This is a genomic window from Paenibacillus sp. 01T424, from assembly GCF_056398745.1.
On the sequence record NZ_JBFTPZ010000071.1, the window covers coordinates 22,768 to 46,445 of the forward strand.

General features: G+C 45.0%; 17 protein-coding genes. All 17 read right to left on the bottom strand.

Features of this window, described 5'->3' with window-relative positions:
- Nucleotides 1-97: 97 nt before the first annotated feature.
- The 17 genes from AC1DPK_RS32225 to AC1DPK_RS32305 all read right to left on the bottom strand — a co-directional run bounded on the left by AC1DPK_RS32225 (nucleotide 98) and on the right by AC1DPK_RS32305 (nucleotide 22,417).
- Nucleotides 98-1,630, bottom strand: coding sequence for a PH domain-containing protein (locus AC1DPK_RS32225; RefSeq protein WP_477512802.1), 1,533 nt, complete (start codon nucleotides 1,628-1,630; stop codon nucleotides 98-100).
- Nucleotides 1,623-2,102, bottom strand: a complete 480-nt coding sequence (locus AC1DPK_RS32230; RefSeq protein ID WP_339207432.1) for a PH domain-containing protein — start codon at nucleotides 2,100-2,102, stop codon at nucleotides 1,623-1,625. Before AC1DPK_RS32230 ends, AC1DPK_RS32225 begins: the two co-directional genes overlap by 8 nt.
- Before the next feature lie 24 nt (nucleotides 2,103-2,126).
- The gene (locus AC1DPK_RS32235; protein ID WP_477512817.1) at nucleotides 2,127-3,347 is read right to left on the bottom strand and encodes a M24 family metallopeptidase; all 1,221 of its coding nucleotides are present in this window, start codon (nucleotides 3,345-3,347) and stop codon (nucleotides 2,127-2,129) included.
- A gap of 63 nt (nucleotides 3,348-3,410) precedes the next feature.
- Entirely contained in the window at nucleotides 3,411-3,896 is a 486-nt protein-coding gene (locus tag AC1DPK_RS32240; RefSeq protein ID WP_441876943.1) for a hypothetical protein, read from the bottom strand.
- 21 nt (nucleotides 3,897-3,917) lie between these two features.
- A complete protein-coding gene (locus tag AC1DPK_RS32245) occupies nucleotides 3,918-4,343 on the bottom strand; it encodes a hypothetical protein (protein ID WP_441876945.1) in 426 nt (141 codons plus the stop codon).
- Nucleotides 4,340-4,486 carry a hypothetical protein gene (locus AC1DPK_RS32250; RefSeq protein WP_441913223.1) on the bottom strand — a complete coding sequence of 49 codons (147 nt, stop codon included), beginning with the start codon at nucleotides 4,484-4,486 and terminating at the stop codon, nucleotides 4,340-4,342. Before AC1DPK_RS32250 ends, AC1DPK_RS32245 begins: the two co-directional genes overlap by 4 nt.
- Before the next feature lie 45 nt (nucleotides 4,487-4,531).
- Nucleotides 4,532-4,681 (bottom strand): hypothetical protein, encoded by a 150-nt coding sequence (locus AC1DPK_RS32255; protein ID WP_179089950.1) that lies wholly within the window; start codon nucleotides 4,679-4,681, stop codon nucleotides 4,532-4,534.
- 35 nt (nucleotides 4,682-4,716) lie between these two features.
- On the bottom strand, nucleotides 4,717-5,607 hold the full coding sequence (locus AC1DPK_RS32260; RefSeq protein ID WP_441876951.1) for a hypothetical protein: 891 nt from the start codon (nucleotides 5,605-5,607) through the stop codon (nucleotides 4,717-4,719).
- Between the two features lie 13 nt (nucleotides 5,608-5,620).
- Nucleotides 5,621-6,556, bottom strand: coding sequence for a type II secretion system F family protein (locus AC1DPK_RS32265; RefSeq protein ID WP_477512803.1), 936 nt, complete (start codon nucleotides 6,554-6,556; stop codon nucleotides 5,621-5,623).
- On the bottom strand, nucleotides 6,549-7,964 hold the full coding sequence (locus AC1DPK_RS32270; RefSeq protein ID WP_477512804.1) for an ATPase, T2SS/T4P/T4SS family: 1,416 nt from the start codon (nucleotides 7,962-7,964) through the stop codon (nucleotides 6,549-6,551). Before AC1DPK_RS32270 ends, AC1DPK_RS32265 begins: the two co-directional genes overlap by 8 nt.
- Nucleotides 7,919-8,767, bottom strand: a complete 849-nt coding sequence (locus tag AC1DPK_RS32275; RefSeq protein ID WP_477512805.1) for a CpaE/TadZ family protein — start codon at nucleotides 8,765-8,767, stop codon at nucleotides 7,919-7,921. Before AC1DPK_RS32275 ends, AC1DPK_RS32270 begins: the two co-directional genes overlap by 46 nt.
- 2 nt (nucleotides 8,768-8,769) lie before the next feature.
- A complete protein-coding gene (locus AC1DPK_RS32280) occupies nucleotides 8,770-9,489 on the bottom strand; it encodes a CpaB family protein (protein WP_441876963.1) in 720 nt (239 codons plus the stop codon).
- Between the two features lie 247 nt (nucleotides 9,490-9,736).
- Nucleotides 9,737-10,087 carry a type II toxin-antitoxin system PemK/MazF family toxin gene (locus AC1DPK_RS32285; protein ID WP_028609438.1) on the bottom strand — a complete coding sequence of 117 codons (351 nt, stop codon included), beginning with the start codon at nucleotides 10,085-10,087 and terminating at the stop codon, nucleotides 9,737-9,739.
- A 3-nt stretch (nucleotides 10,088-10,090) separates the two neighbouring features.
- Nucleotides 10,091-10,372 (bottom strand): CopG family ribbon-helix-helix protein, encoded by a 282-nt coding sequence (locus AC1DPK_RS32290; RefSeq protein ID WP_477512806.1) that lies wholly within the window; start codon nucleotides 10,370-10,372, stop codon nucleotides 10,091-10,093.
- Between the two features lie 227 nt (nucleotides 10,373-10,599).
- Nucleotides 10,600-11,784: an alanine racemase gene (gene alr / locus AC1DPK_RS32295; RefSeq protein WP_441877571.1), complete on the bottom strand. Its 1,185-nt coding sequence runs from the start codon at nucleotides 11,782-11,784 to the stop codon at nucleotides 10,600-10,602.
- Between the two features lie 148 nt (nucleotides 11,785-11,932).
- Complete coding sequence (locus AC1DPK_RS32300; RefSeq protein WP_441876968.1) at nucleotides 11,933-13,138, bottom strand: outer membrane lipoprotein-sorting protein; 1,206 nt, start codon at nucleotides 13,136-13,138, stop codon at nucleotides 11,933-11,935.
- Between the two features lie 2,166 nt (nucleotides 13,139-15,304).
- Nucleotides 15,305-22,417: an endo-alpha-N-acetylgalactosaminidase family protein gene (locus tag AC1DPK_RS32305; RefSeq protein ID WP_477512807.1), complete on the bottom strand. Its 7,113-nt coding sequence runs from the start codon at nucleotides 22,415-22,417 to the stop codon at nucleotides 15,305-15,307.
- Nucleotides 22,418-23,678: the final 1,261 nt, after the last annotated feature.

Below are 23,678 nucleotides of genomic sequence, written 5' to 3' on the forward strand. Positions count from 1 at the left end.
AGCACATTTCGTTCATTTGCTTTTAAATTTATTTTTTTAAAATAAAACAACTGCGGAAATAGTAGCTCTTCCGCAGCTGTTGAATGGAAACCATATTCTATTGTTTGTTATGACTGCGGCTGTACCAATTCCATACAGGCTGCAAGTCCGCACGATCGAGTGATTTCACACGATATTCGTAAGGGCTGCCCAGAACCCGAACCGCTATTGCAAACAGATTTTTTTTCTGCTGCCAAATGGAGCGGCTTACTCTCATCGTTACAATTTGCGGGCGCCTAACCATATAAGTAGATCGTGATAAAAAACGATTGCGAAGCGTTAACTGGCCTTCTCCCAAATGAACCCCCGCAGCGTTATAGCAGCTTTTTCTCCACAAAATAACTATCGGCAACAGTATTAGCGACCATAACCCATCTGCTTTAAATAATACGATCAATGCGGTACATAAAAGCAGAGTAATCAATAATTCGATTCTAACGTAATAAATGAAGGCACGTTTTGGCGCACCGATCAGCTTAGCTCTCGAAGGAATGTTCATTTGAGGAACAAATTCATCGAGTACTTTTTGAATATCGGAAAACTTCAGAAAAGGATGCAGCATAAGCTGTTCCTTTTTGTCCGATGATACGATTTGAAGCTGGATTTCCGCATAACCAATCGCCTGCCGGAGCGGTCCTTCGTTGACGATAACCGCCTGAACCTTCTTCGGGTCAAAAACAAACGATTTTTTCTCAAGTAAACCATAAGAAACTGCAATTTGCCTGCCATCTCTTTTAATGGAGAAGCCGCTATACTTCAGCACGTACAAAACAATAGACAGAAGCCATGCCAGCACAATTCCAATAACGACAACAATTACGATGAGTATGTAGCTTGGCATTAAACTAGTTGAATCCTCGACAACCGTTTCAAAAAAGTGATCCGGGAGAAGCTGATTGATAATATCATCTGCAAAAGAAAACAAACCCGCCAAAAACGCCGCTACGAGACCAAAATTAGTCGATGTCGCAGCTGCTTGAAGAAGCTGCGCAGCCGATAACGTTATCTCCGATTTTTTGGTGCTGGCCTCGACAGTCGGAGCTTGCGGTGTAAGCGGCTTATTGTTTATTTTTACAACAACCTGCTCATCAGCCTGTTCATTGACCGCGATATGTTCAGCAGCCGGATCAGTCGGTACAACGATCGACGATGCTTGTTTTCTAAGCATGTACTGGATGTCATTTGCTTCTTTTATAGAGAGTGCCGGCAATATCCCATCTGCCTTCTTATTGCCGCCAGGCGTCTCGATCTTCACTTGAGCAACCCCGAGTAACCGCTGTATAAGCGGCTGTTCGACGTTAACGGAGTGGATACGTGTATAGTAGATCGTTTTCTCATCCCTGAACAACAAGCCTTTTCGAATGATAATACGATCCTCTTCCAGCCAAAATCCGAAACGCTTCCATTCAAAAAAACTAAAGACTAATAATACGACAGATAAAACGGCTGCCCCGGTATACCAGTACCAATTCAAATTAGTCCAACTGGTCCCTTTCAATACGCCGATCAAGATAACAGGAATAAAACCTTTAATCGTATTCAGCAGTCCGAACAATATATACATTGGATGAAGCGTGCGGCGATCATTCATCCTGATCATCCACCTTAGCCAAAATTCCAATTTTACGTTTCAACTGCTCTGCTTCCGATTGCTTCAAACCACTGATTCGGTGGGTTGTAGCAGCTGTAACTATCGATACGCTAGCCAGATCATACTTCCGCATCAGAGGACCGCTCTCAAGCTCGACATGCTGTACGCGTACCATCGGAACAAGAACATTGCTCAAAAAGATAAGACCTGATTGAATTTCAAGCTCATCGTCAAATAGCTCATATGAAAATCGCGTATACTTCATTTCTGGAATAACCCAAGTGAACATAATAAAAGAGATGGCAAAAATGGATAATGCGATCCATCCTGGTATTAGCGTCCAATCCCAAATCGTTGCACAAGAAAAATAGGCGATGATTAAAGCGAGAAAAATACCGTTCGTAATTAGCTCACTAATGCGATAAACCGTAATATAATCACGATGAAGCCGATTCGTTAACTTTCGATTCATTTCTATCGTTTCCCCCTCTATTTGTTAAGGCAAAAGAATGAGCTCCGCCTTGGGACGAGTCAGCGCTCTAGCGCCTTGCTCCGTAATTAAATAGCTATTCTCAATACCGACCACGCCTTCTCCCGGAAACGTGAATTTCGGTTCAACTGCGATAACCATGCCGGGCTGCAGAGGCATTTGAAAACCTTTTGCCAGTACAGGCCACTCATCGATTTCAAGCCCAATGCCATGCCCTAGAAACTTGGCTTGATCCGCACCATAACCCATAAAATGATCGGTTAGCTTAGCTGCTGCACAGCTCTCAAGCGCAGCCTCATAAAGCCTTGCGCAAGGCGTGCCAGGAATCATAAGTTTCTCAGAATCAGCAATTACTGACTCCGACACCTTGTAGGCATGGTGAAGGGTTTCAGAAAGCTTCCCTATTACGGCTGTACGTGTCTGATCGATAACATATCCATCTACACAGCAGCCAATATCAATTAATATAGGTTCATTGCGTTTGATGATCGATCTGCTTACGCTTTGCGGCGATGCCCCGCCAAGACCAAGTCCGCCCGCAGGTCCATCAAAATAGGATGGAACCGCTGCTGCAGCTCCCGAAATAACCATACCGGTCGTTATCTCTTGGTTATATCCGCGCATGCGCATCAAACCAATATGTCCGCGTATACGAAGCTCATATTCAACACGCGCCATCCATTCAAGCTCGCTGATTCCTTCCTTAAGATCATTCAGCGCCTCGCTTAATGCTTGTGCCACTACTTCGGCAGCTGCCTCGATACGGCTTACTTCCCATGGAGATTTAATCATTCGCAATCTCCGAATGTGAGCTGAGCCATCCATCAGCTCGCAACGTCCCGATGTGCCAAGCAGCTCCGTCAGCTTGATGTAAAGCTGCGCTGGAAGCACATCTAGATCGGCGGCTATCCGCAGCTCCTCTCCTTTGTTAAACAAATACGCATAGTTCTTTGCCAGCGTTTCTCCAAAAACACGAAAAGCACCGAGCTCCTCTACCTGAATGACCGTCTCCAGCTTAGCGCGTTGAACGCTGCGACGTACATAAAAGGTAGGTTCCCCAATGCTTGGAATAAATAAATAACCCGTTTGCATAGATCCGCAAAAATAATATAGATCTACATTTTGAGTAATAAGAAAACCAATAATTCGCTCTGCTTTCATAACGTCCTGCAATCGCTCAATTCGTTGTTTGATAAGCTCAGCAGGAACATCTGCTTTAATATCCATCACTTCGTTAATCAACTCCTATTTATTTCCCTCCTCTTATTACACCAATTTTCCAAATTTTCGTCAACCTGCTACCAGCTCTGCTGCCCCCTTAATATCCCATTCAATAGGATCCATCACTTGAAACGCTCGCGGATACACGATATGTACAATCAACACAACTCCCGGCCGATTAAGCGTCACCTCATAATCAAAGGTCTCATTTCGATAAAGGTATGGAAAAGTTTTTTCATCATTTACGATCTCAAATACGAGTACCTCAACTCGCTTTTTCAAAAATGATTCCGGCAGCGGCACGCCTTGTTCATCCAGCCTTAAATTTTCTCGCAAATATAAAGTCGCTGCCGCTGCCGCTTCACCTGGAGATAATCGAAGCACGCCATTGCCAAGCGCCGCTGGATCAAGCTGTTGTGCAGCTGCATGCGCAGCTCGATTAATCGCTCGCTTGCTTTGGAACAAGGTGCGCATCGCAAGCTCCTCTTCAACCTGAAGCAAATGAATCGATATCCAGACCGTCATCATCAACACGATAAGCAATAGCTTGTACATCGATTCATTCACCTCTTTCCGTTATGGCAAATATTCACTCATTTTCATTCCAAAAGCCCGCATTCGCTCGCTCGGCAGCGGAGGTGCCAGACCAATTAATCGATCTATTTCAAATAAATCCTCATACGGGTAGCTAAGTGTCAACGAAATGCCGGTCCCTCTTACAACAGGGGCGCTAGGGTTTGAAGCTGTGACACCACTCGTTGTAGCTAGTTTATATTCGATCTGGTCAGCCTGCATGCCATAGCGAGCCATACGCTGCCTAGATTGCTCTTGCATTTCCTCGCTAATGTAGCCGTAGGTTCCACTAGCGCCTATTTCCAGTAAATAATCTACCTCCTGCTGCAAAACAGCTTGTCTAACAATGAGAACATGCTTATAAATGGGCGAAAACATAAGCCAGCATAAAAGCCCTGCAAACAAAACGAAAATCAATATTTGCTTCATGGACTCATTTCCCTAATATGGCTGCTTATCGAGCTGCCTGCCCCATCGATTTGCTTCTTCATTCCCTTATCACCATCAGCAACTGCTTGATAGCAAATAATTACGGCAATAAGCAGCAGCATCGATACAAGTATTGAGCGCAATAATGGAACACCTCCGCTCTACTTTATAATTTTATGCAGCTGAGCTTAAGGAAGCAGAGCGCCAATTTTTGTATTGGCTGCTGTTCCTTGCGATTCGATCTGACTGCTAGTTCCAGTCTTGTCCTCAGCGATGATTGAGTTAAACAAAACGATAACAACAACAAGCATCATGACTGTCATCAAAATATTACGCATGCTACCACCTCCTTTCCAAAATAACCGATTAATGATTAGCCTAGCGATTCAAACAGCTTCTGTCCTTCTCTCACCCATGGATATATAAACACTTGAAAGGTATACAAGATGGGGATTCCCGCGATAACAAACAAAAAATAAGAGGTTGATTCCTTACGACTTTCTTTAGCCAGCTCCAGCTTCTCTTTATAATCCTCTATACGTACACGCAGCAATTCGTAATATTGCGGACTCTCATGGAGTCGAAGCGCATCAATCGTTTCTACAAAGCTCAAAGCCTCCTCCGTTCCGAGCCTTTGCTTAAACCGTTGAAGTGCGCCGCCCGCATCGTGATACCATTCAGCCAGAAGCCGTTCAAGATCATAGCGCATCGCTCTCGTAAAGGGTACACATCTCAGAAGCTTCGCATGAACATGCAGGGAGGAATCGGATAAATAAAGAAGCTGCCTGCTAATAATGAAAATTTCTTTCGTAATTTGCAGGGTGCGCACCTTGCGAATAGAACGCAGCCATATTAGGTCGACATACAAAACAAGCATCACAATGAGTAAGCCTGGACCCGCATACGACATGGGGATATAGGCGTTTATACGCTCATACCATGCAGCAGCCAAAATAATTATCCCGCTTACACCAATTAATAACGATCGCCTTGCAAAAACATACCAAGCTGTATCGATGGTTACACCACAGCCTGCGAGCAGCAGCTCCCGCTCTATAAAAGAAGGATGCTGCCTTGAAATAAGCAAAAACCGCAGCCACTTATCCGGTGCTTGCCTCGTTCGCCACCCGAATACAGCGAGGTGCTTCCATCTCGATGGCCGCTCCGGCCACAACTGCAAAAGCATATAAATCGCAGCCGCGCCGCCTATGCACTGACTTATTAACAGCGCTAACCGTATTGATACTCCTGTCCATTCAGGCATTTACTGCCTCCTTTCACATCTTTTTGCGTGAAAGCCACAAACCCATTAGGAACGATGCAAAGATGAGCACCATTGCATTTAGCAGCATATCTCTTCCCATCGGGTCAACGATGTAGTAATAATAAGAGTTATCTTTGTTGTATCTGAGATTAATGCCTACAAATAAAGCAAGAAACAATATAGGCGTGAAGTTAGCTACACGAATCTCTAGCAATCGATTTCGTTCCTGCTCGCCCGCTCTTCTTGCCTTGCGCATATCGGTTAGAAGCTCTTTTAAGCTATCTGTTATAGGAGCCCCCTCAACAAGCGCCACCCGCAAAATATGAACGAAATAATCCGCCCACAAATGGCCGAGTGAAACGGAGAGCAGCCTCAGGCTTGCTTCATCATCGCCTCGAACCGATAAATTACGATACAGCTGTTCAAAAACAAGCTGCATCGGTCCGAGCAGCCTTCTCTCCTCCACCGTGCGCTGCAGCGCACTCCTGACATGCCGCTCACCTGTTACGAGATAACATTGATAAAATAGCTCCACCGCAGGTAAAAAATCCATTTGCGTCTGCATTCTGCGGTGTACCAGCAGTGCTCGTAATATTGTATAAGGGAAAAACCCTAGCAACGCGCCGAACAACAAGGTTCCTTTGACGCTTTGAAAAAATATGCCACCAGAAGCAATCCCCGCAAGCAACAGCAATCCTGATACACAAGCAAAGGAAGCAGGCGTTATTTTCAATCGGAGCGTCTCGAGCAGTTCATTCAAATGATCATGCAGCCAGCTATATCGTCTGAACCCTTCAGCCAGCTTCTTGCGCCAACCGTTATTTGCCCGGTAAGCGAGCTTGCTTCTGAGCTGCTGCTCAGTCGACCACAGCTTGAACAGGTGATACAACGCGATAAACATTAAGCAAAATAATAAGGATGCCGCTGCTGCTGTGGAAAGTTTATTCATCGTTGAGTCCCCCTGTGATTAGCCTGCTAGCCGACCTCACAGTTGGCTCCATTGGAAACTGCCAATCATTTCGCGACTCATCAAATCTTACCCAGTCTCTAACGATTGTCTGCCCATTCTCCCAGCACAGCTCCCCTATCCGACTAACGACTCGCCGTCCACCCAAGTAACTCATTTCAATGCCGATTTCGGTTACATACTGTGTAATTCGTTTTGCGAGCCGTTCAGCGTTCATGCCTCTTCCATCGAGCATACACATATCGGTTATCGCCTCTGGCACATCCTCCAGCCTGTTCGCATGAACGGTCGTCATGCTTCCGGTATGTCCACGCGTGCAGGCACGGACATAAATATTCGCATCCATGTCGCGAATTTCGGCATGGATAATGCGCTGCGGCGACTGCCTGAGCGCGAGCTTAAAAGCTTGATCCGAGCGATGATAGGAATCCTCTTCATCGGTCATATATTCCACAACGTTTTTATTTGGAAAATCACGCCCCAGCATCATCTCAAATCGACTCTCAATCGTAATGATTCGTTCTTCATCAGGCAGCTCAGCAATTAAAGCTTTCATTAAATTGGTTTTTCCTGAGTTCGTTGGTCCAATAATGACCATATTGAATCGTGCAGCTAAGATGGCTTTAAGCAAGCTCTCTACTCGCGCATTAATCGTCTGGTATTCCTGTTTACTTAATGTCTCAAGGCTGAAGCTTCGTACCGTGTAGAATCGAATCGTTAAGGTCGGGTTTGCCGTGAAGCCAAAACCTGTCATCGTAACACGCGATCCATCTCGCAGCATCACCTCTGCCCACCGTTTACGCGGATTGATGCGGTCATTATTGTAGAGCACTAAATTTTGCTGGATGCGCTCCACCTCTCGAATGTCGTTAAAGCGGTAGCCTGAAGCATTTGTAACCCCATTCTTTACCGTAAAAACCCTCTCGCCAACGACTTGTATTTCCTCCAAGCCTTCCTTGTCAGCAAGCACCAGCTCCAAAACATTCAATCCTATCACTTCCGCAAATAACGCCTCTGCGAGCGATTGAAACGAATGCTGTATATTAGCGGCTCCATGTATTCGAAGCCTAATTAATCGATCCGTGATAACCGCAAGAATTTGCTCACGCTCCTGCGTATAGCCAAGCACTGCACGATTCAAGGTCTCGCTGTATTGCCTGCGCTCTTCCTCGCCAAGCCCGTGCGGGGCGCTTAAATAAGTTCGAATATCATCGGCAAGCTTGCCCATTTCCTCTTGTGCGTCCGATGGCAAATAGGAACCAACTGCATCATGCTCACGTTTTTCTTTCTCCGATTGCATTTGAGCTGCGAATTGGGAAGGCGAAAATCGATTTTGCCCCGCTGTCACGAACTCGTACCATTGCGATGCGCTAACAGTTTGCGATACCAAGGCTGTACTGCAACAGAAGTGCTCATACTGCGTATATTATGCCTCTTCATCATCGCTTTGGCGGGCTCCTGCATAACCTGCTTGCCCTCCGTATCAACCTTCAGCCACTGTGCATACGTTCCACTATCCAACTGACTAAAAACTGGCTCGCTTAATTGAAGCTGGCCAAGTGCCTTTGTTCCCAGCTCTTTGCAAATATGCTTCATCTGATAACCTCCGTTTCTCCATGGACCGTTGATAATGACCGAATCGTATTGTTCAGGCGTGACTTCAAATAAGGGCGATACTTGACCTATCCAGCGTCTTCCATCCTCTTGAAAATGCGATAATGCAGGAGTTGTAACGAGTATGCGCGAGCCCGCTCTACGGATAGAGCAAATAGTCGCTGCGTTGTCCCAATAGGCACCCACATCCAAAATGACAAATGCAAAAGTTTGTTCCGCAATCGAAAGCAAATGCTCCGCTTCTTCTGGGGTGAAATATTCAGCTTGATCTCTCATGAGATTACCGAACAGCACCTGCAAATTCGGCTGACCTGGCACAGAATATACAGCCCTGCGAAGCTTCTCCGGCGTCAACGTATAGGAACGAAGCTCTGGACGAAGCTTATCCAGCGTTACAAGTGGCTCGTCTACACCGATATACCGATGAATCTTCGCGCTTTTGAGATTAAGGCATAAGTAGCCGATTGGCTTGCCGCATGCTTCCGCCATACGATATGCGGTTGCAAACGCCGCGGTTGTCGTTCCGATATTGGGAGTCGTGCCAATAAATACTGCAAGAGGCGCTGGCGTTCCATTCACAATTACTCAGCCTCCTCTCCAGCAACCAAATCAAGCGATGTCGGACTATAAGCGACAACTAGCTTCAAAGAGCCTCCCTTGCATAAGCTGTCGAGCTTAAGCCACTGTTCCTCCGACAAATTTAAATTCAAATAATCAATCATTCCGTTAGCTTCCCGCCTAGACGCATACATTTGCTCTTTATTTCCCTCAGCCAGCGAAAATAAATTCGGGTTCTCAATATTATCTATTTCGACGTTGCCAGATGTCTTGACCGAGGCTACAGTAACTGCCTCAGAGAAAATCCTCATCGAGGGAGACGCATCACCTGAAGCGTATAGAAGCACCTTATCACCTGCTCTGATCCCATTCGAAATCGAGCGTATATACTCCTTCGGAATTTGAAATGTCGACTCGCTTCTTCTAGGCTGCAAATAATAATCGTCGACCTTCCAGATCAAGAGCGGCTCCCCTTTGCCAAGGGGGATCATCGTTTCCTTCCCAGCAGCCTGCTCCAGCTTCAATACCATGTCGGAGACATAAGCAGATTGCGGAACCAATTTGTACTCTAAATCACTTTCCTTAAGCCGCTCGCCAGCCCCAATAAATCGTTTGGGTACGAGAACAGCTACCGTCTCCTCCCCCTGGATTTGAATTCTTTGCAGCTCATACATGCCATACACGAGGCTTGCCGACAACACCGCAGCTGTTAAACTAATGATTGCATTTCGTCTCTTTTTCATCCCCATTCCTCTCTGAGCACAAAAAAAGAACGCAGCAGCAGCCAACTAAGGCGTACTACGTGCGTTCTTCGCATAATAAAGCTCATATATAGGTTTGCAATAAGTAATTGAGTTCATAATAGCAAATTGAACTTTCATTTGTCTATCATTATTTTTCCAAGTTCAACAACATTCAGTAAAAGTCGACAAAAAAAGCCATTCAGCAGAAGGGAAATCCCCTTCCTATGCCAAATAGCCCTCTCACTCATTAAAAATCAATTAATCCAACGCTGATTAACAAAGCATCATCAACTTTACGCATCGTTTCGTCATCCAAATGCGTAATCTTATCCGTTAATCTTTGCTTGTCGATCGTCCGAATTTGTTCAAGCAATACGACAGAATCACGATCAAACCCATGGGCGGCGGCATCCATTTCAACATGGGTAGGCAGCTTTGCCTTTTGAATTTGAGCTGTGATTGCAGCCACAATTACCGTTGGACTAAAACGGTTTCCAATATCATTTTGAATGACCAAGACGGGGCGAACACCACCCTGTTCCGATCCGACGACAGGCGATAAATCCGCAAAAAAGACATCTCCACGTTTTACAATCAACCTCTACACCCCGCTAACGAGACGGCCTAACGTATGATCTGCTTCTTCCTCCGCTTGAAAAGCTTCCGAGGCCATGTTCAGGTTTATTTTCGCCATTTCCATATACCCGCGCTGCWTGGATTCTCGAATTTGACGTTTTTTGCGCTCCACCAAATACAGCTTCATGGCTTGCCGAATAAATTCGCTGCGGTTGGAGTTTTCCTTGGCTACAATCCCGTCAACCTCCTCCAGCAAGTGATCTGGCAGGCTAATCATGATTCTTTTGGTATTTTGTACATTGGCCACCGAACTCGCACCCCCAAAACTTTTCCATAACCTTAATACACATTATGACAATATATTGCCGTCGCTATACTTCAACATATCTATGATAGCCGTATATCAAATATGCTGTATGTTTTCATGTATAGCCATTATAGATGATCTGCCTTACTACATTCGAGATATTTGGCGAAAATCCTCTTCATTTACGAAAAATTGTAAGATGAAACAATTACCAATTCGAATGATGTCTAAGTTAGGGGGTTTTGCACAGCTATTATTTGGTTACCTCTGACATATACGCGAGGTACTCGTGTAGCAAGCATGCAGATTAATTCATAATTTAACGTTCCTAGCTGCTCAGCTACTTCCTCCACTGTAATAGCCTCATTGCCCTGGCGTCCAATGAGCACAACCTCTTCACCTGACTCAATTGGCAACGCTCCCGCATCAGAAGCTGCATCAAGCGCTATCATACATTGATCCATACATATCGTACCTCGGATTGGTACTTTTACACCTCGTACAAGTCCGTGGGCTTTACCCGTTAGCATGCGACTAAAGCCGTCTGCATATCCAATCGGAAGTGTTCCGATGATTTCTTCGCTTTTTGAAAAATAACGAGTGCCATAGCTGATTCCCCAGCCGGCAGGTACTTTTTTGACCATAACCACTTCTGTTTTCAGCGTCAAGACCGGCTTCAGCTCCACTCGCTGCTGATTAACTTCTTCAGAAGGATAAAGACCAAACATACTAATTCCTAATCGCAGCATACCGTCCGCAAATTGCGGAGTGTCAATGCCTGCAGCGCTGTTTGCCGCATGAATAATCGGTATAGGCAATCCATTCTGCCGGACATAATCTGCCACTTCTCGAAATCGCTCGTACTGCATGATCGTATAGCTCTTATCCGCTTCATCCGCACGCGCATAATGCGTAAACAATCCTTCAACTTCAACTTGTGGTATCTGCAACGCCTTTTCAATAAAAGAAATCGCAGCGTCTTTCCCGATTATGCCGAGCCGTCCCATTCCGGAATCGATCTTGATGTGAACTTTAAGCTTTCGTCCACTTATGTCAGGCGGCAGCTTTGCAGCTGCTTCCATAATGTCATCCCTGAACAGGCTTATTGTAATATCATTGCTTCTAGCGACAGACAAGGCATCCGCAGCCACGAATCCAAGTACAAGAATCGGGGTTAGGATGCCTGCCTTGCGCAATTGCAATGCTTCATCAAGAAAAGCGACTCCTAAATAGTCCACGCCAAAGCGTTCTGCTTCCCTTGCTATTTCTACCGCGCCATGTCCGTAAGCGTTAGCCTTAACGGAGGCCATTAGCTTGCAGTCCTGTGGCATGGCATTGCGAAAAGCTTGTAAATTATGTCGTAATGCATCAAGTGATAATTCAACCCTAGTCGGGCGATAAAACGAATCCAAGTCTTTCACCTTCTCCTCATCTTTCAGCCACAACAGTCCGAGCAGCAAACATCAATAGCAATAATGTTAAACCTTGCTGCTAAGACTGTCAATGAAACGAACCTCGGAATTGGCTAGTACGTCTTGGAAATTCGCTCTTTTCCCCGCTTTATTTCCCGATTTCTCCCTGTACCGACTGTGCGACCTTAAGCATTTCGGACTCAGGCAGATTTGCACTGGTCAGCCGGAACTGATGACCCTCGTAAGTCCAGGTGAGCGTCTGTTGTTCATCACCGCTGAGCTGACCCCACGTAAAGCCTAGATCGACCATCACCCCATCTACTAAGGAGGCTGCTTGATCTTTTGGCTCCGTCTGAATCAACGTGTAGCTATAATCGCCAGTGTAACGAAGCATCAGACCAGGATTACCGCCAAATTTAATATCAACTAATTCCGGCTCGCCCACACCATCTGGAATGTACGAAGGTTCCATTGCTGTGAAATTAGTGGCTTCAGGAGTAGTACCCGTTGCAGCTCCATCGCCTTCATTTTCCGCAGCATTGCCGCTATTATTCGTTTGATTATTACCGTCTACTGCACTGTCAGTTCCTGGCTTATTCCCGTCTTTGTCCACTTTATTGCCTGGGGTTCCTGCTTCTACTTCAGTATTCGTATTTGTTCCCTTGTTGCTGGGTTGCTCCGGCGTAGTCATCGTTGGCTCTTCCGTCTCTTGATTAGTAGGAGCAGCATTCATGTTTGCTTCTGTCTCAAATACAGCTTTATCAAATTTTGGACCAAAATCAAATTTGTCAAATTTCACTTCGACCATTACCGTTGCATTCGTATCGCTGACCTCAACCTGAACCGGCTTGTAGTCTGCTTTATTAAGCCAAATTTTTTGACGAGACAATGAACCATTGTTGTAGTTAGCCATGACATCAAACACGTAAGCATCTTGATCGATTACAAATTGCCGCGAGTTATCAACTAGGATGCTTTGAATGAGCGTTTGATATAAATATACTTGCCCTTGGTTTTGCGGCCAATCGCTTTGGAAGCGGAATACTTTATTCAGCTTCGGTGTGAGAACGAATACGCCGTCGTCATTGCGAAGCACGATTTGTGTAATGTCCTTCTCTTCATTTGTCAGCTTGATCCGATAAAATTGCGGCTTTTGATAGGAAACCTCCACCTTGTATTCGAGTGGCTGCTGTCCCGTTCGCAGCGTCATCGTCCCGCTTCCTTGATAGCTCTCCATACTGTTTACTACCTTGTCGAGCTCCTTAACCACGGACTCGGCGTCCTTCGTTCCGCAAGCCGCTAATGCTAATGAAAAAATTAATAATATTGCCGCGGTCCATGTCATGCGACGCATGTAATCATCCCCTCTGCACATTGTTTTTTACTGGCTGATAACATGTCTATGAGGGGACTTGACCAATTATGCGGACTAGTTTGACAAGCAGGGGCTTGGATCAAAATATATGGCTATCTCAGCTCAATTTGACGCGATAGTTTAGTTAGCTAACTCCGATTAGCAGCAGCATCGCGGCATCTAAGCGCATTAATACACTTAGTACGCCAACTGCTTTTCAAAACTGCTCAAATAGATGCACTTGTGCACCTATATACTTCACTTCCATCATATTTGTTGTAAACAGGTGCACATCTGCGCTTATTTACAATCCACGATCGGTTCACTCACACTCTAAGCACATTACCAACACTCTGCCTATACAATTTACATACGGTCCAATCGCACTCCTTGCACACTTCACAAATGTACGCTCTCTCACGTAACCGGCTGCCATTCACAACTAATTTCATGAATGTAAAACTGGCTAGTTTAGTGAGCACACACCTGTTAGCAGCAGCATCGTAACATCTAAGTGCATAAATACACCTAATCCGCCAACTACTTTTCAAAACTGCTCAAATAGATGCACTTGTGCACCTATTTACGTCATTTCAATCTCATTTATTAAAAACAAGTGCACTTCTGCTCTTATTTACACTCCACGATCGGTTCACGCACACTCTAATCACACTACCAACACACTCTGCCTATACAATTCACATACAGTCCAATCACACTCCTTACTCACTTCACAAAAGCACGCCCACACATCCAGTCGCCACACCCTACAAGATCCAAGGATTCAAAACTAACTAGTTTAGTGAACACACTCCGATTAGCAACAGCATCGCGGTATCTAAGCGTCTAAGTGCATAAATACACTTATTCCACCAACCACTTTTCAAAACTGCTCAAATAGATGCACTTGTGCACGTATTTACGTCATTTCCATCTCATTTATTAAAAACAAGTGCAAATCTGCTCTTATTTACACTCCACGATCGGTTCACGCACACCACAGTACCAACACTCTACCTACACTATCCATTTACAGCCCAATAGCACTTCTTACACACTTCACAAATGTACGTTCTCTCACGTAACCAGCCGTTATTCCCAACAAATTTCAAGAATGTAAAACTGGCTAGTTTAGTGAGCATACACCTGTTAGCAGCAGCATCGCGACATCTTCATTTCCAGCACATTTATTAAAAACAAGTGCACTTCTGCGCTTATTTATACTCCACGATCGGTTCACGCACACTCAAATCACACTACCAACACTCTACCTACACTATTCACATACAGTCCAATCGCACTCCTTACACACTTACAAATGCACCCCCCACACATCCAGTCGCCACTCCTTACAGATGCCAAGAATATAAAATTAGTTAGTTTAGTGAGCACACTCCAATTAGTAGCAGCATTTAAGCGCATAAATACACTTATTCCACCAGCTACTTTTCAAAACTGCTCAAATAGATGCACTTGTGCACCTATTCTCGTCATTTCCAGATCATATATTAAAAACAAGTGCACTTCTGCGCTTATTTACACTCCACAATTGGTTCACGCACACTCTAATCACACCACCTTAACAATTCGTATACAGTCCATTCGCACTCCAACACGCTTTTCGAAAGCGTATTTAGACAGCTAAAGTATAGTAGAGGGGTTCCAGGGGTTCCAGGGGTTCCAGAGGTTCCAGAGGTTCCAGAGGTTCCAGAGGTTCCAGAGGTTCCAAGGATTCCAGGGGTTTCGAAGGTTCCGGTTTTTTGGGGGTTTGGGGGTTTCGGGGTTTCGGGGTTTCGGGGTTTCGGGGTTTCGGGGTTTCGGGGTTTCGGGGTTTCGGGGTTTCGGGGTTTCGGGGTGTTCTGAGGGCTTTGAGGGCTTTGAGGGATCTGAGGGTTTTAAGTGGCTGCTACAGGGGCTACAGAATCTATGGGTTCCCTGAGTTCCGTCTCCCGCTTATCGGCTGCCAGAATGTCATCCAATGGGTCGAGCGGCGTTTGATTGCCCGCTACCTGCTTAAGCAAGCAGCCATGGATCAGAATAGAAAAATAGCGATACAGGAATAACTCCCTATATCGCTATTTTTAAAAATTCAAAGCGAACCGACTATTTCTAGGACAGCTCATTCAAAATGTAGAGAAATCCACTAGTCCTCTAAAAACTTTAAATCTATTTCAAATAATCGAACAGTCTGCTCAATACAATCGCCGCTTCCGCTCTAGTCAGCTCTTTGTTGGCTTTGAGCGTTTGATCCGGCATACCTTTCAACAAGCCTGCTTGGATACAAATAGCCAGCGCATTTCTGGACCAAGCGGCTGCTTGATCTTCGTCTTTAAAGCTCGCTAAAATGGCATCTTCAGATGTCGCAAGAGTCGGCAGCTTACCTTTTATTTGCAGCACGCGCGTGATAATGACAGCCATTTCCTCACGGGTAAGGGAACGGTCGGGCTCAAATCGATTGCCTCCAGTTCCTTGTAGCAATCCCGATTCCGATGCAGCCGTTATCACATTGTTGTACCACTTGTCCCCACGCACATCTTCAAACGATTGAGAAGTGCTTGCTTGGAGATTGAATCCCCGAGTGAACATAGCCGCGATTTCAGCGCGAGTAATGGAAGCATTAGGGTTAAACTTGTTCTCTGATACGCCTGTTAGAATGCCTTTGGCTGCAAGAGCTTCAATCTCTTTTCTAGCCCAATGACTGGCTGTATCCTGGAAAGTCACTTTAGTTCCCGCTCCCGGATCTGTGCCTGTGCCTGTGCCTGTGCCTGGACCAGTGCCCGCTCCCGGATCTGTGCCTGTGCCTGGACCAGTGCCCGTCCCCGGATTCGTCCCTGTTCCTGGATCTGTACCCGGTCCGCTATTGTCCGCCTGCACATGCACCGTAGCGATCGCTTTAAGCGTCGTACCTGCAACCGTGCCTTCTACTTCAAAAGTACCAGTTTGCGCATAATCGGAAGCTTTGATCGCATTCCAAACGACCAAAAGATCTTTAACCGATTTGTCACTATAAACAGCTCTCACAGTATGAGGCAGCACTGGCGCCTTTCCAACCGTAGTGGTCACTGACACTGCCTGCAAGCTTACAATAGCGATGACATGAGTCTCCAGCTCACTCACAGCCTTCTCCAAAGCTGTCCTCGCTGATTCAATCATTTCTATTGTTGCTTCAGCATTGCTGCTTACTTCGATAGCGCTTTGCAGAGTAGCGGCAACAGTCGCCCATGTCACAGGAGTATACTCTGCTTCTTTAAGCGCTTGGGCATCTTTAATTGCTTGCAGCAGGAGCTCCTTGGCATAATCAACGCCCGTATTTTTGATGTAGAAATCGTCCAATATAAAAGCATAATCGGAAGTCGCGTTACTTGCGCCTTTGGCAATCATTTTAAACACGACCTGATAATCGTCTTGTGCCCCAGTGGTGAAGGTTTGGCTAAAGCGGATGTATCCATCCTCTGCCTTAATCCCCGAATTAGGCTTGTTTAGCAGCGTTTCCTTCAACACCGCAGTGCCGGTCGAACGAGACAACACGCTGACCTCGTAGGTAACCCCATTTTCCATCGTATAAACAAAGCCAAGCTCATACGTCTTATTCGCTTTTAATTTAATGTCGGACTCATTTGATTTGATCAGTCTGCCCATGTCAGTTTCATTCAGCTTTAATGAATTCTGACCATTCAATACCCAAGTCATGACAGGACCGATTTTTTGGTCAGCTGCCTGAACAATCGGATTGTTATCATGCGGGTTGCTCTGATCCGATGCGATATGAATCATTCGACTGCCGCCTCCATACTCGAAAGGCCCCCAGCCCTCATACACATTCTCAAAATCTTCCTTCACGACATAACCAGCTTGTTCAGCACCGCTTCCCGACGTCAGATGCTTCCAAATTCGGACATCATCGAATAGCACAGTGCCAGCTCCAGCATCTGCGATTAACTTGATTGTTGCCGTTGTCGTGCCTTCTGGCACCTTAAATTTCACATTCATTCTCTGCCAAGTTGTGTCCACATATTTAAATGAACTTTGATGTGAACCGTCCAAGCCTGTTACATAATTGCTGTACGTTTTGCCGTTCATGGTTACCTGTAAAGAGGATTTTCTTCCTTTAACGGTTTGAGTCCATACACCAACCGTATACTCTCCTCCCGGAATCAATCCAGTGATTTGCTGAGACAACTCACCAGCACGGCTTCCAATTTCCGCATAGCGGTTCCAGTTGGACCTTACCATCTCTTTTGTCGTGTCGTATCCAACATCGCCTTGAACGACCTTAATGGAAGCATTGGCCGTATCATTAACAGACCATGATCCTTCAACATTAAATTTCTCTGAATTGAAAGCAAAATCCTTAATCAGGCTGCCTTCTCCCCATTCACCCGCAGAAGGAATCAGGTTTAAAGCATCTGCTGTTGCAGGGTATAGAACATATGGCGTATTTTTGCTTGCCTTCGCAATCGTTAGCGATCCATCCACCGCAGCAATCGTATCTACAAGCACCTTGCCTTGCTGCGTTAATTCATACATGTTAAACGATGCAACGTCTTTAAAATCATTTGTCAGTTGCCAAGTCGTCGTATTACCGGTCGTATTCCAGTGGTACAATTTAGCTCCTTCGTTTATTCCTAGAGGCTGGTTGGTCTTCACATCCCACAGCCAAGGGATCAAGGAGTCTGCTTCGCTCGTATGACGCTCGGCTGTGTCCGTCGTTGTTCCGGTATCTTTCCAAGAAGAGATGACTTTTCCGTCTTTGGAGAGCTCAATCTTGTTGCTTGCTTTGTTTCGTTTGGATACAACATTTTGTTCAAAAGTCACTTGATCCGTCTCATATTTCATGACGCCATAATGCTGCATAAATTTTGTCGGAAGCACTTCATTGAAAAACACGGTTACACCCTGTTGAATATCTGGCTTCGAATCCCCCCAAGTCGCTACGACCGGGATTTTCTGGCCTTTAAACAGCGCGTTGCCGACGAAAATATCGAGGTCATTTTTAACCAATCGGTAAAGAATGCTTTTGTTCCCTTGGTTCGGATAACCCAAATCCGTTCCCCAATGGACAAATACCGATCCTGGCTCAATCGGCCCCGCAAATTCGGTTCCTACTTTCAACCCCAAGCCATTTGCATATTGCAGCAATTTATAAGCGTTGTAATCGTTGCCTGTGTATACATCGATATAATAAAAATCCAAAGCAGGGTCATTCGGGTTTGCTGGATCTTTGGTGAGATTGTACAAGTTTGTAAATCGTGACTTCAGATCACCGCTCAAAACATCCTTTGTCTGATCTACATAATAGCTCGTATCGATCCAATCCCAACCTTTTGCTAGCCGATCCTGTTTATATCCGTTTGGCGTAGCGCCTGTCAGATTGGAATAGTTCAGCTCGTTTGCATCAAGATGGTATTCTGTGGCGTTTAAATGAACGCCGACGCGAAGGTTATATTTGGCCCCTTCGTCAATCAAGTAGTTAAAATCGGCTAATCCGCCCTGTCTCACCCCAATGTTGGAGTAAGAAGGAATATCATCGTCATGCCCTTCCGCCTGATAACCTTTTTCCAAAATCATTTGTCCAAAGCCGTCGGAATAATTGTACAGCACTTTACCAGTGTCCAAAGCGTTCAGGAACGGATCATTTGCCTGACTAGCGAAGTTGAACGCAATGTACATCATATTGTTTTTCATGTCTTCGGCGCCGAACGGCTGCACGTATATTTCTTTACGATAAGCCACAGCCGCATCCTGCCAGTCTACCTTCCCATCGGAATTGCGATCCTCGGTAAGAACAACGTTATACCACGGCAGTGCTTCCTTTTCATTGCTCTGGGTATGACGATAAGTCCACGATCCTGGTTTTACGGTAAGCTTATTTACAAGGGACTTTTTCTCGGCGTTAACGAGTATCTTATTTCCGCCGCTCATTACGTTATTTTCCATAGACGCGCCCAGTCCTTCTGCGCTCACCATCGTCATCGTTGTGCCGAATGAACCGGTTTGATTCATTTTGGACATGTCGTCAACCAGCTCTTCCGAAATCCCGTGCCACTTGCCGTCAGACTTGTTCCAAGCGTACGTCGCGCCTTTCATAGAGCTATCCACATAGAAGAGTGAACTATTCAACTCGAGAGATCTGACAACAAAATCACTTTTTTCTTGAATTTCGCTCACTTCGAATCGAACAACGTTATTTTCTTTTGCTTCTATGAAAGCCTTAATCACCACGCCAATTTCGTCAAAAGCCATCGTATAGGCATATTTGCTTTCGCCAACCTTTTCCGAAACCGTCTGAGCTGTATACACTCCAAATTTCCCAGCCCCTGAGGTCACCGTATTATCCGTAACCGCGCCCATATCCGTCCTGTTGCCATCAGCATCAGTAATAGCGAAAGTAACTGTGTTGCCGATCAGATTCAATTCGATTTTATACACAGTATCCGCCGCCATGGAATACGCAGTAGGGAAGTTGGAATCGTTGCCGTTTGCAGAAAGCTTCCAAGTTCCATTGATGTCATGAACGATAGATACGTAGCGGTTATCGTCATATCCTCTCAAAATAAATCCATAGCGCCCTCCGTCTGTCCCAGCGCCTACACTCGTCTTGAAATCAAAGGTTACTTTCTGATCGACAACGTCTGGACTGTTATTATCGGTAACGAGAGATACGCCGGGCAGCCTTAATTTAACGCTGCCTTCGCCGCTTTCCAGCACGGCCGGACTGCTCGAATCCATCGCGCTCCAGTTAGGCGTAGTGAAGTCAGGCTCATATATTCTAATTTCTTCTGCGGTCATCGCATCCATCTCAACTTGCATCACTTCATTTCCGGAATTATAAATTCCAAACGCTCCCGGTGTGAAGTCTTTCGTTTGGACAGTGCCCACCAAAATGCCATTCACATAAAGATTCAACTCATTTTCGATCAACCTTACCCGCAAAATAAAATCTTTGCCAGGTACAATTTCAACGCTGTCTCCGATAGCTATTTTTTCTCCACCGTTAGGTTGATACATCCATTTGCCTTGACCTTCGTAATAAATGGCTGCATTGCCGATTTTAACTCCTGCGGACGAAGCATTTGTCTTCATCTTGACCTGGTATACGCCGTTTTTCACAGGTACGATATCTTCATTTATCGCAACCGATCCCGAAGCGATACTGCCCTTCAAATAACCATCGACGACTTGACTGCCGCCGAGTCCTGTCCAGTTCATGCTTGAAGCTGTCTCATAATATTGTTCATAATACATCTTGCTTGCGACAGGGGAAGTATCCATTTGGATAAATTCCTCCGTGAACAAAATGTTGTCCACATACAAGTCGCCTTGCCCGTATACTCCGAATGAACCTTCTCCGAATTGTTGTCCGGACGGTAAATTCGCAGTCAACTTAGCTCCGTTTATACTTAGTGTGACCGAAGAGTCGCTATATTGTATTCCGACCTTATTCCAACTCATAACTAATGGACTCGATGAAATAGCGTCACTTGCTACAAAAGGAATAGTGCTGCCATCCTTCTCCAAAATCCAGTGGTCATTCGCAAATTTCACCACAGAGCTGCTGCCTATAGCAAAACCAATCGCATCAGTCGTAGGTTTTACATCCAGCATATAGGTTGCGCTCTGTAGGAGTGGCGCATCGTTATTCAATACCGTGCCCGTGATACCGGACAACTTCAAAAAGCGATTGCTGCCTTCTTTGATGATGGATGAAGAGCCGCTACTCCACCCTCCCGTAATGCCATCCTGAAAGTTGTTGCTGTATTGCACCAATTCCTTTGGAGTAATCATTTGATTCGTATACTGCAGGTTGTCGATATACAGCTCTACTGTGCTTCTGATTCGAAGTCCAAACAAGCCAGCCGCATCGGTAAATTCAGCAAATGTAATATCGCCAACTAGCTTTTTGTTCATATAGACCGTAATTGTTTTTCCATTAAAATTGAACAATAGATTGTTCCATTTCCCCTGAATCGGATAAGGAATATTTAAATTGCTGCCCCAACCGGAGCTGGATTCAGGCAACCAGCGATTTGGATCGACTCCGATTTCGCTAAAGATGCTTGCCGTCTCATTCATTCTGAAGCCAAATGCAAAACCTTGGCCGCTAGAAAGCTTAACAGGATTTACTAGCTTAAAGTCCAATGAAAGCGTACCCGATTGTAGCTGCGGGGAATCCAAATCTGCTCCGCGTTCTTTAGCTCCTTTTTTTAGCGATAATACCTTGTTGCCTGTAATGTCTGTTACCACTTGAGCGTTAAGTCCGGACCAACGCGGTGTGTACGCCGGGTCTTCATAATTTTGTACATAATTAATGATATCTGACGGTTTTTCGATTTGGCCAACGCCTTGAATGTTAATATCCTTCAAAACGACTTGTCCCGTCGCAAAACGTTTATACAAGGCCACCTGACCTATTCCAGCCTTCAAATTCAATAAATTCGTGTCCTTGTTGTAATAGGTAACGCCATCAACGATAACCAATAGCTTGTTTCCGTTATAACCAATCTTGATCCGGTAATCGGTATCCATTTTCAACTCGGGTCCTTCAAAAGATTCCCACGCGCCAGAACCATCTGGGCTTTGAATGACCCAAGTCGTACCCGCATCATAACGAATAGACAATCCTTGGGTAGAATTATAGGCACCGATTACAAACCCAATATTACCTTGCGTCCCGCTGGTGTAACGCAGTGTTGCATCGATTGTGCCGGCGGACAGCCATGGTCCTTTATCCCAAGCAGCAATAGCTATATTTTTTTCTAACGAATTCATTTCTACCGTCAGCCCATTGTTAACCGATGTAGTCCCGTTTCCTTTCATAAAAGTCATTAATTCGGGCTGCATGGACTGATAATTGTTGCTGTAGGAAACGACGCTTTGTCCATCTGGCACATTGCTCGTAATCTCATTCAGAAATACTGTAAAATCGTTTTCCCTCACTGTAACTTCTGCGGAAGCTTTGAGGGGAGTGCCTTGAACGCTGCCTTCTACTTTAAAAGCTCCAGCCTCAGCATATTGCGAGGGATCAATTTCGTCCCAGCTTACCTGAACTTGTCCAACGGATTCATCGCTAAATATAGCTTCTACCTCCAGCGGAAGAACCGGCGGATTCCCTATTGTTGTGTTAATCTCGATAGAGGGAATGCTCGCGATCGTTTTTACCTCAACGACTTCCTCTGCAAAGGATACCGCACTTGGCCATACAGCCAGCTGACTCAAAATTGCAAAACAAATCATCCAAACATACAATTTGAAAACCGTGCTTTTTTTCCTCTTAATCATCTTTCACCCATCCTCCATGGTAATCTGATCCTAATTGGATTTTATTAGCATAGAACAGATGAAAGCGCTTAAGAATGATCATTTTTGTTAGAAGTCTGATCTTTTTTGAAAAAAGTCTGTATGGGGTGGGGCGGGTGCTATGGTGCTGCCCGCTCAGTTGCATCTAGGTGCATAGTTAATCGTAATGGCATAGTTTAGGTGCATAGTTAACCACAATAGCTTGATCTATGTGCACAGCTAACCGTAATAGCTTCATTTAGATGCATAGTTAACCTCATTAGCTTGATCTAGGTGCACAGCTAACCGTAATAGCTTCATTTAGATGCAGAGCTAACTGTAATAGCTTCATTTAGGTACATAGTTAACCTCAATAACTTGATCTAGGTGCATTTCTGCACCTATTCCGATAACTACTTTTCAAATCCTCTCAACTAGATGCACTTCTACACCTATTTGTGTTATTTCCATCAAATTTTATAATAACAAGTGCACTTCTGCGCTTATTTACACTTTACGATCGGTCACGCACACTACAATCACACTACATGCACAAACCATATAAACACTCTAATTACACTACCTACACAACTCACATATAAATCCTTGCACATATCACAAACGCATACTCTCACTCCAAATACACTTAAAATATGCACACTGCTGCGCACCCATTTATCACTATCTACAAAAGCGAAGAACAAAAATCAGGATAACTAAGTGAGAACCCCAGTTAGCAGCAGTAACTTTATCTAAGTGCATAAATGCACCTATTCCGCCAGCTACCTTACAAATCCGCTCAACTAGATGCACTTTTGCACCTCTTTGCATCATTTCCATCAAATTTGATAGAAACTAGTGCACTTTTGCGCTTATTTACACTTCACATCCGGTCACGCACACTACAATCACACAACATGCGTAAACCACTTATACTCTCAATGCACATAACCTACACAAATCACATACTGTTAGTTTAATAGCACTCCTTGTACACTTAACAATCATCCAATCGGACACCTTGCACGCTCTACAAACGCATAACCCAACACCCAATACACTAAACAAACGCACATTCCCTCATAGTCCAGTATCTACTCTCAACAAAAACAGTCGAGAGTACATGCTGATTAGTTAAGTGAGCACCCCGGTTCATATCAGCAGGCTCATCTAAGAGCATAAATACACCTATTCCGACAACTACTTTTCCAAATCACTCAAATAGATGCACTTGTGCACCTATTTGAGTAAATTCCACCTTATC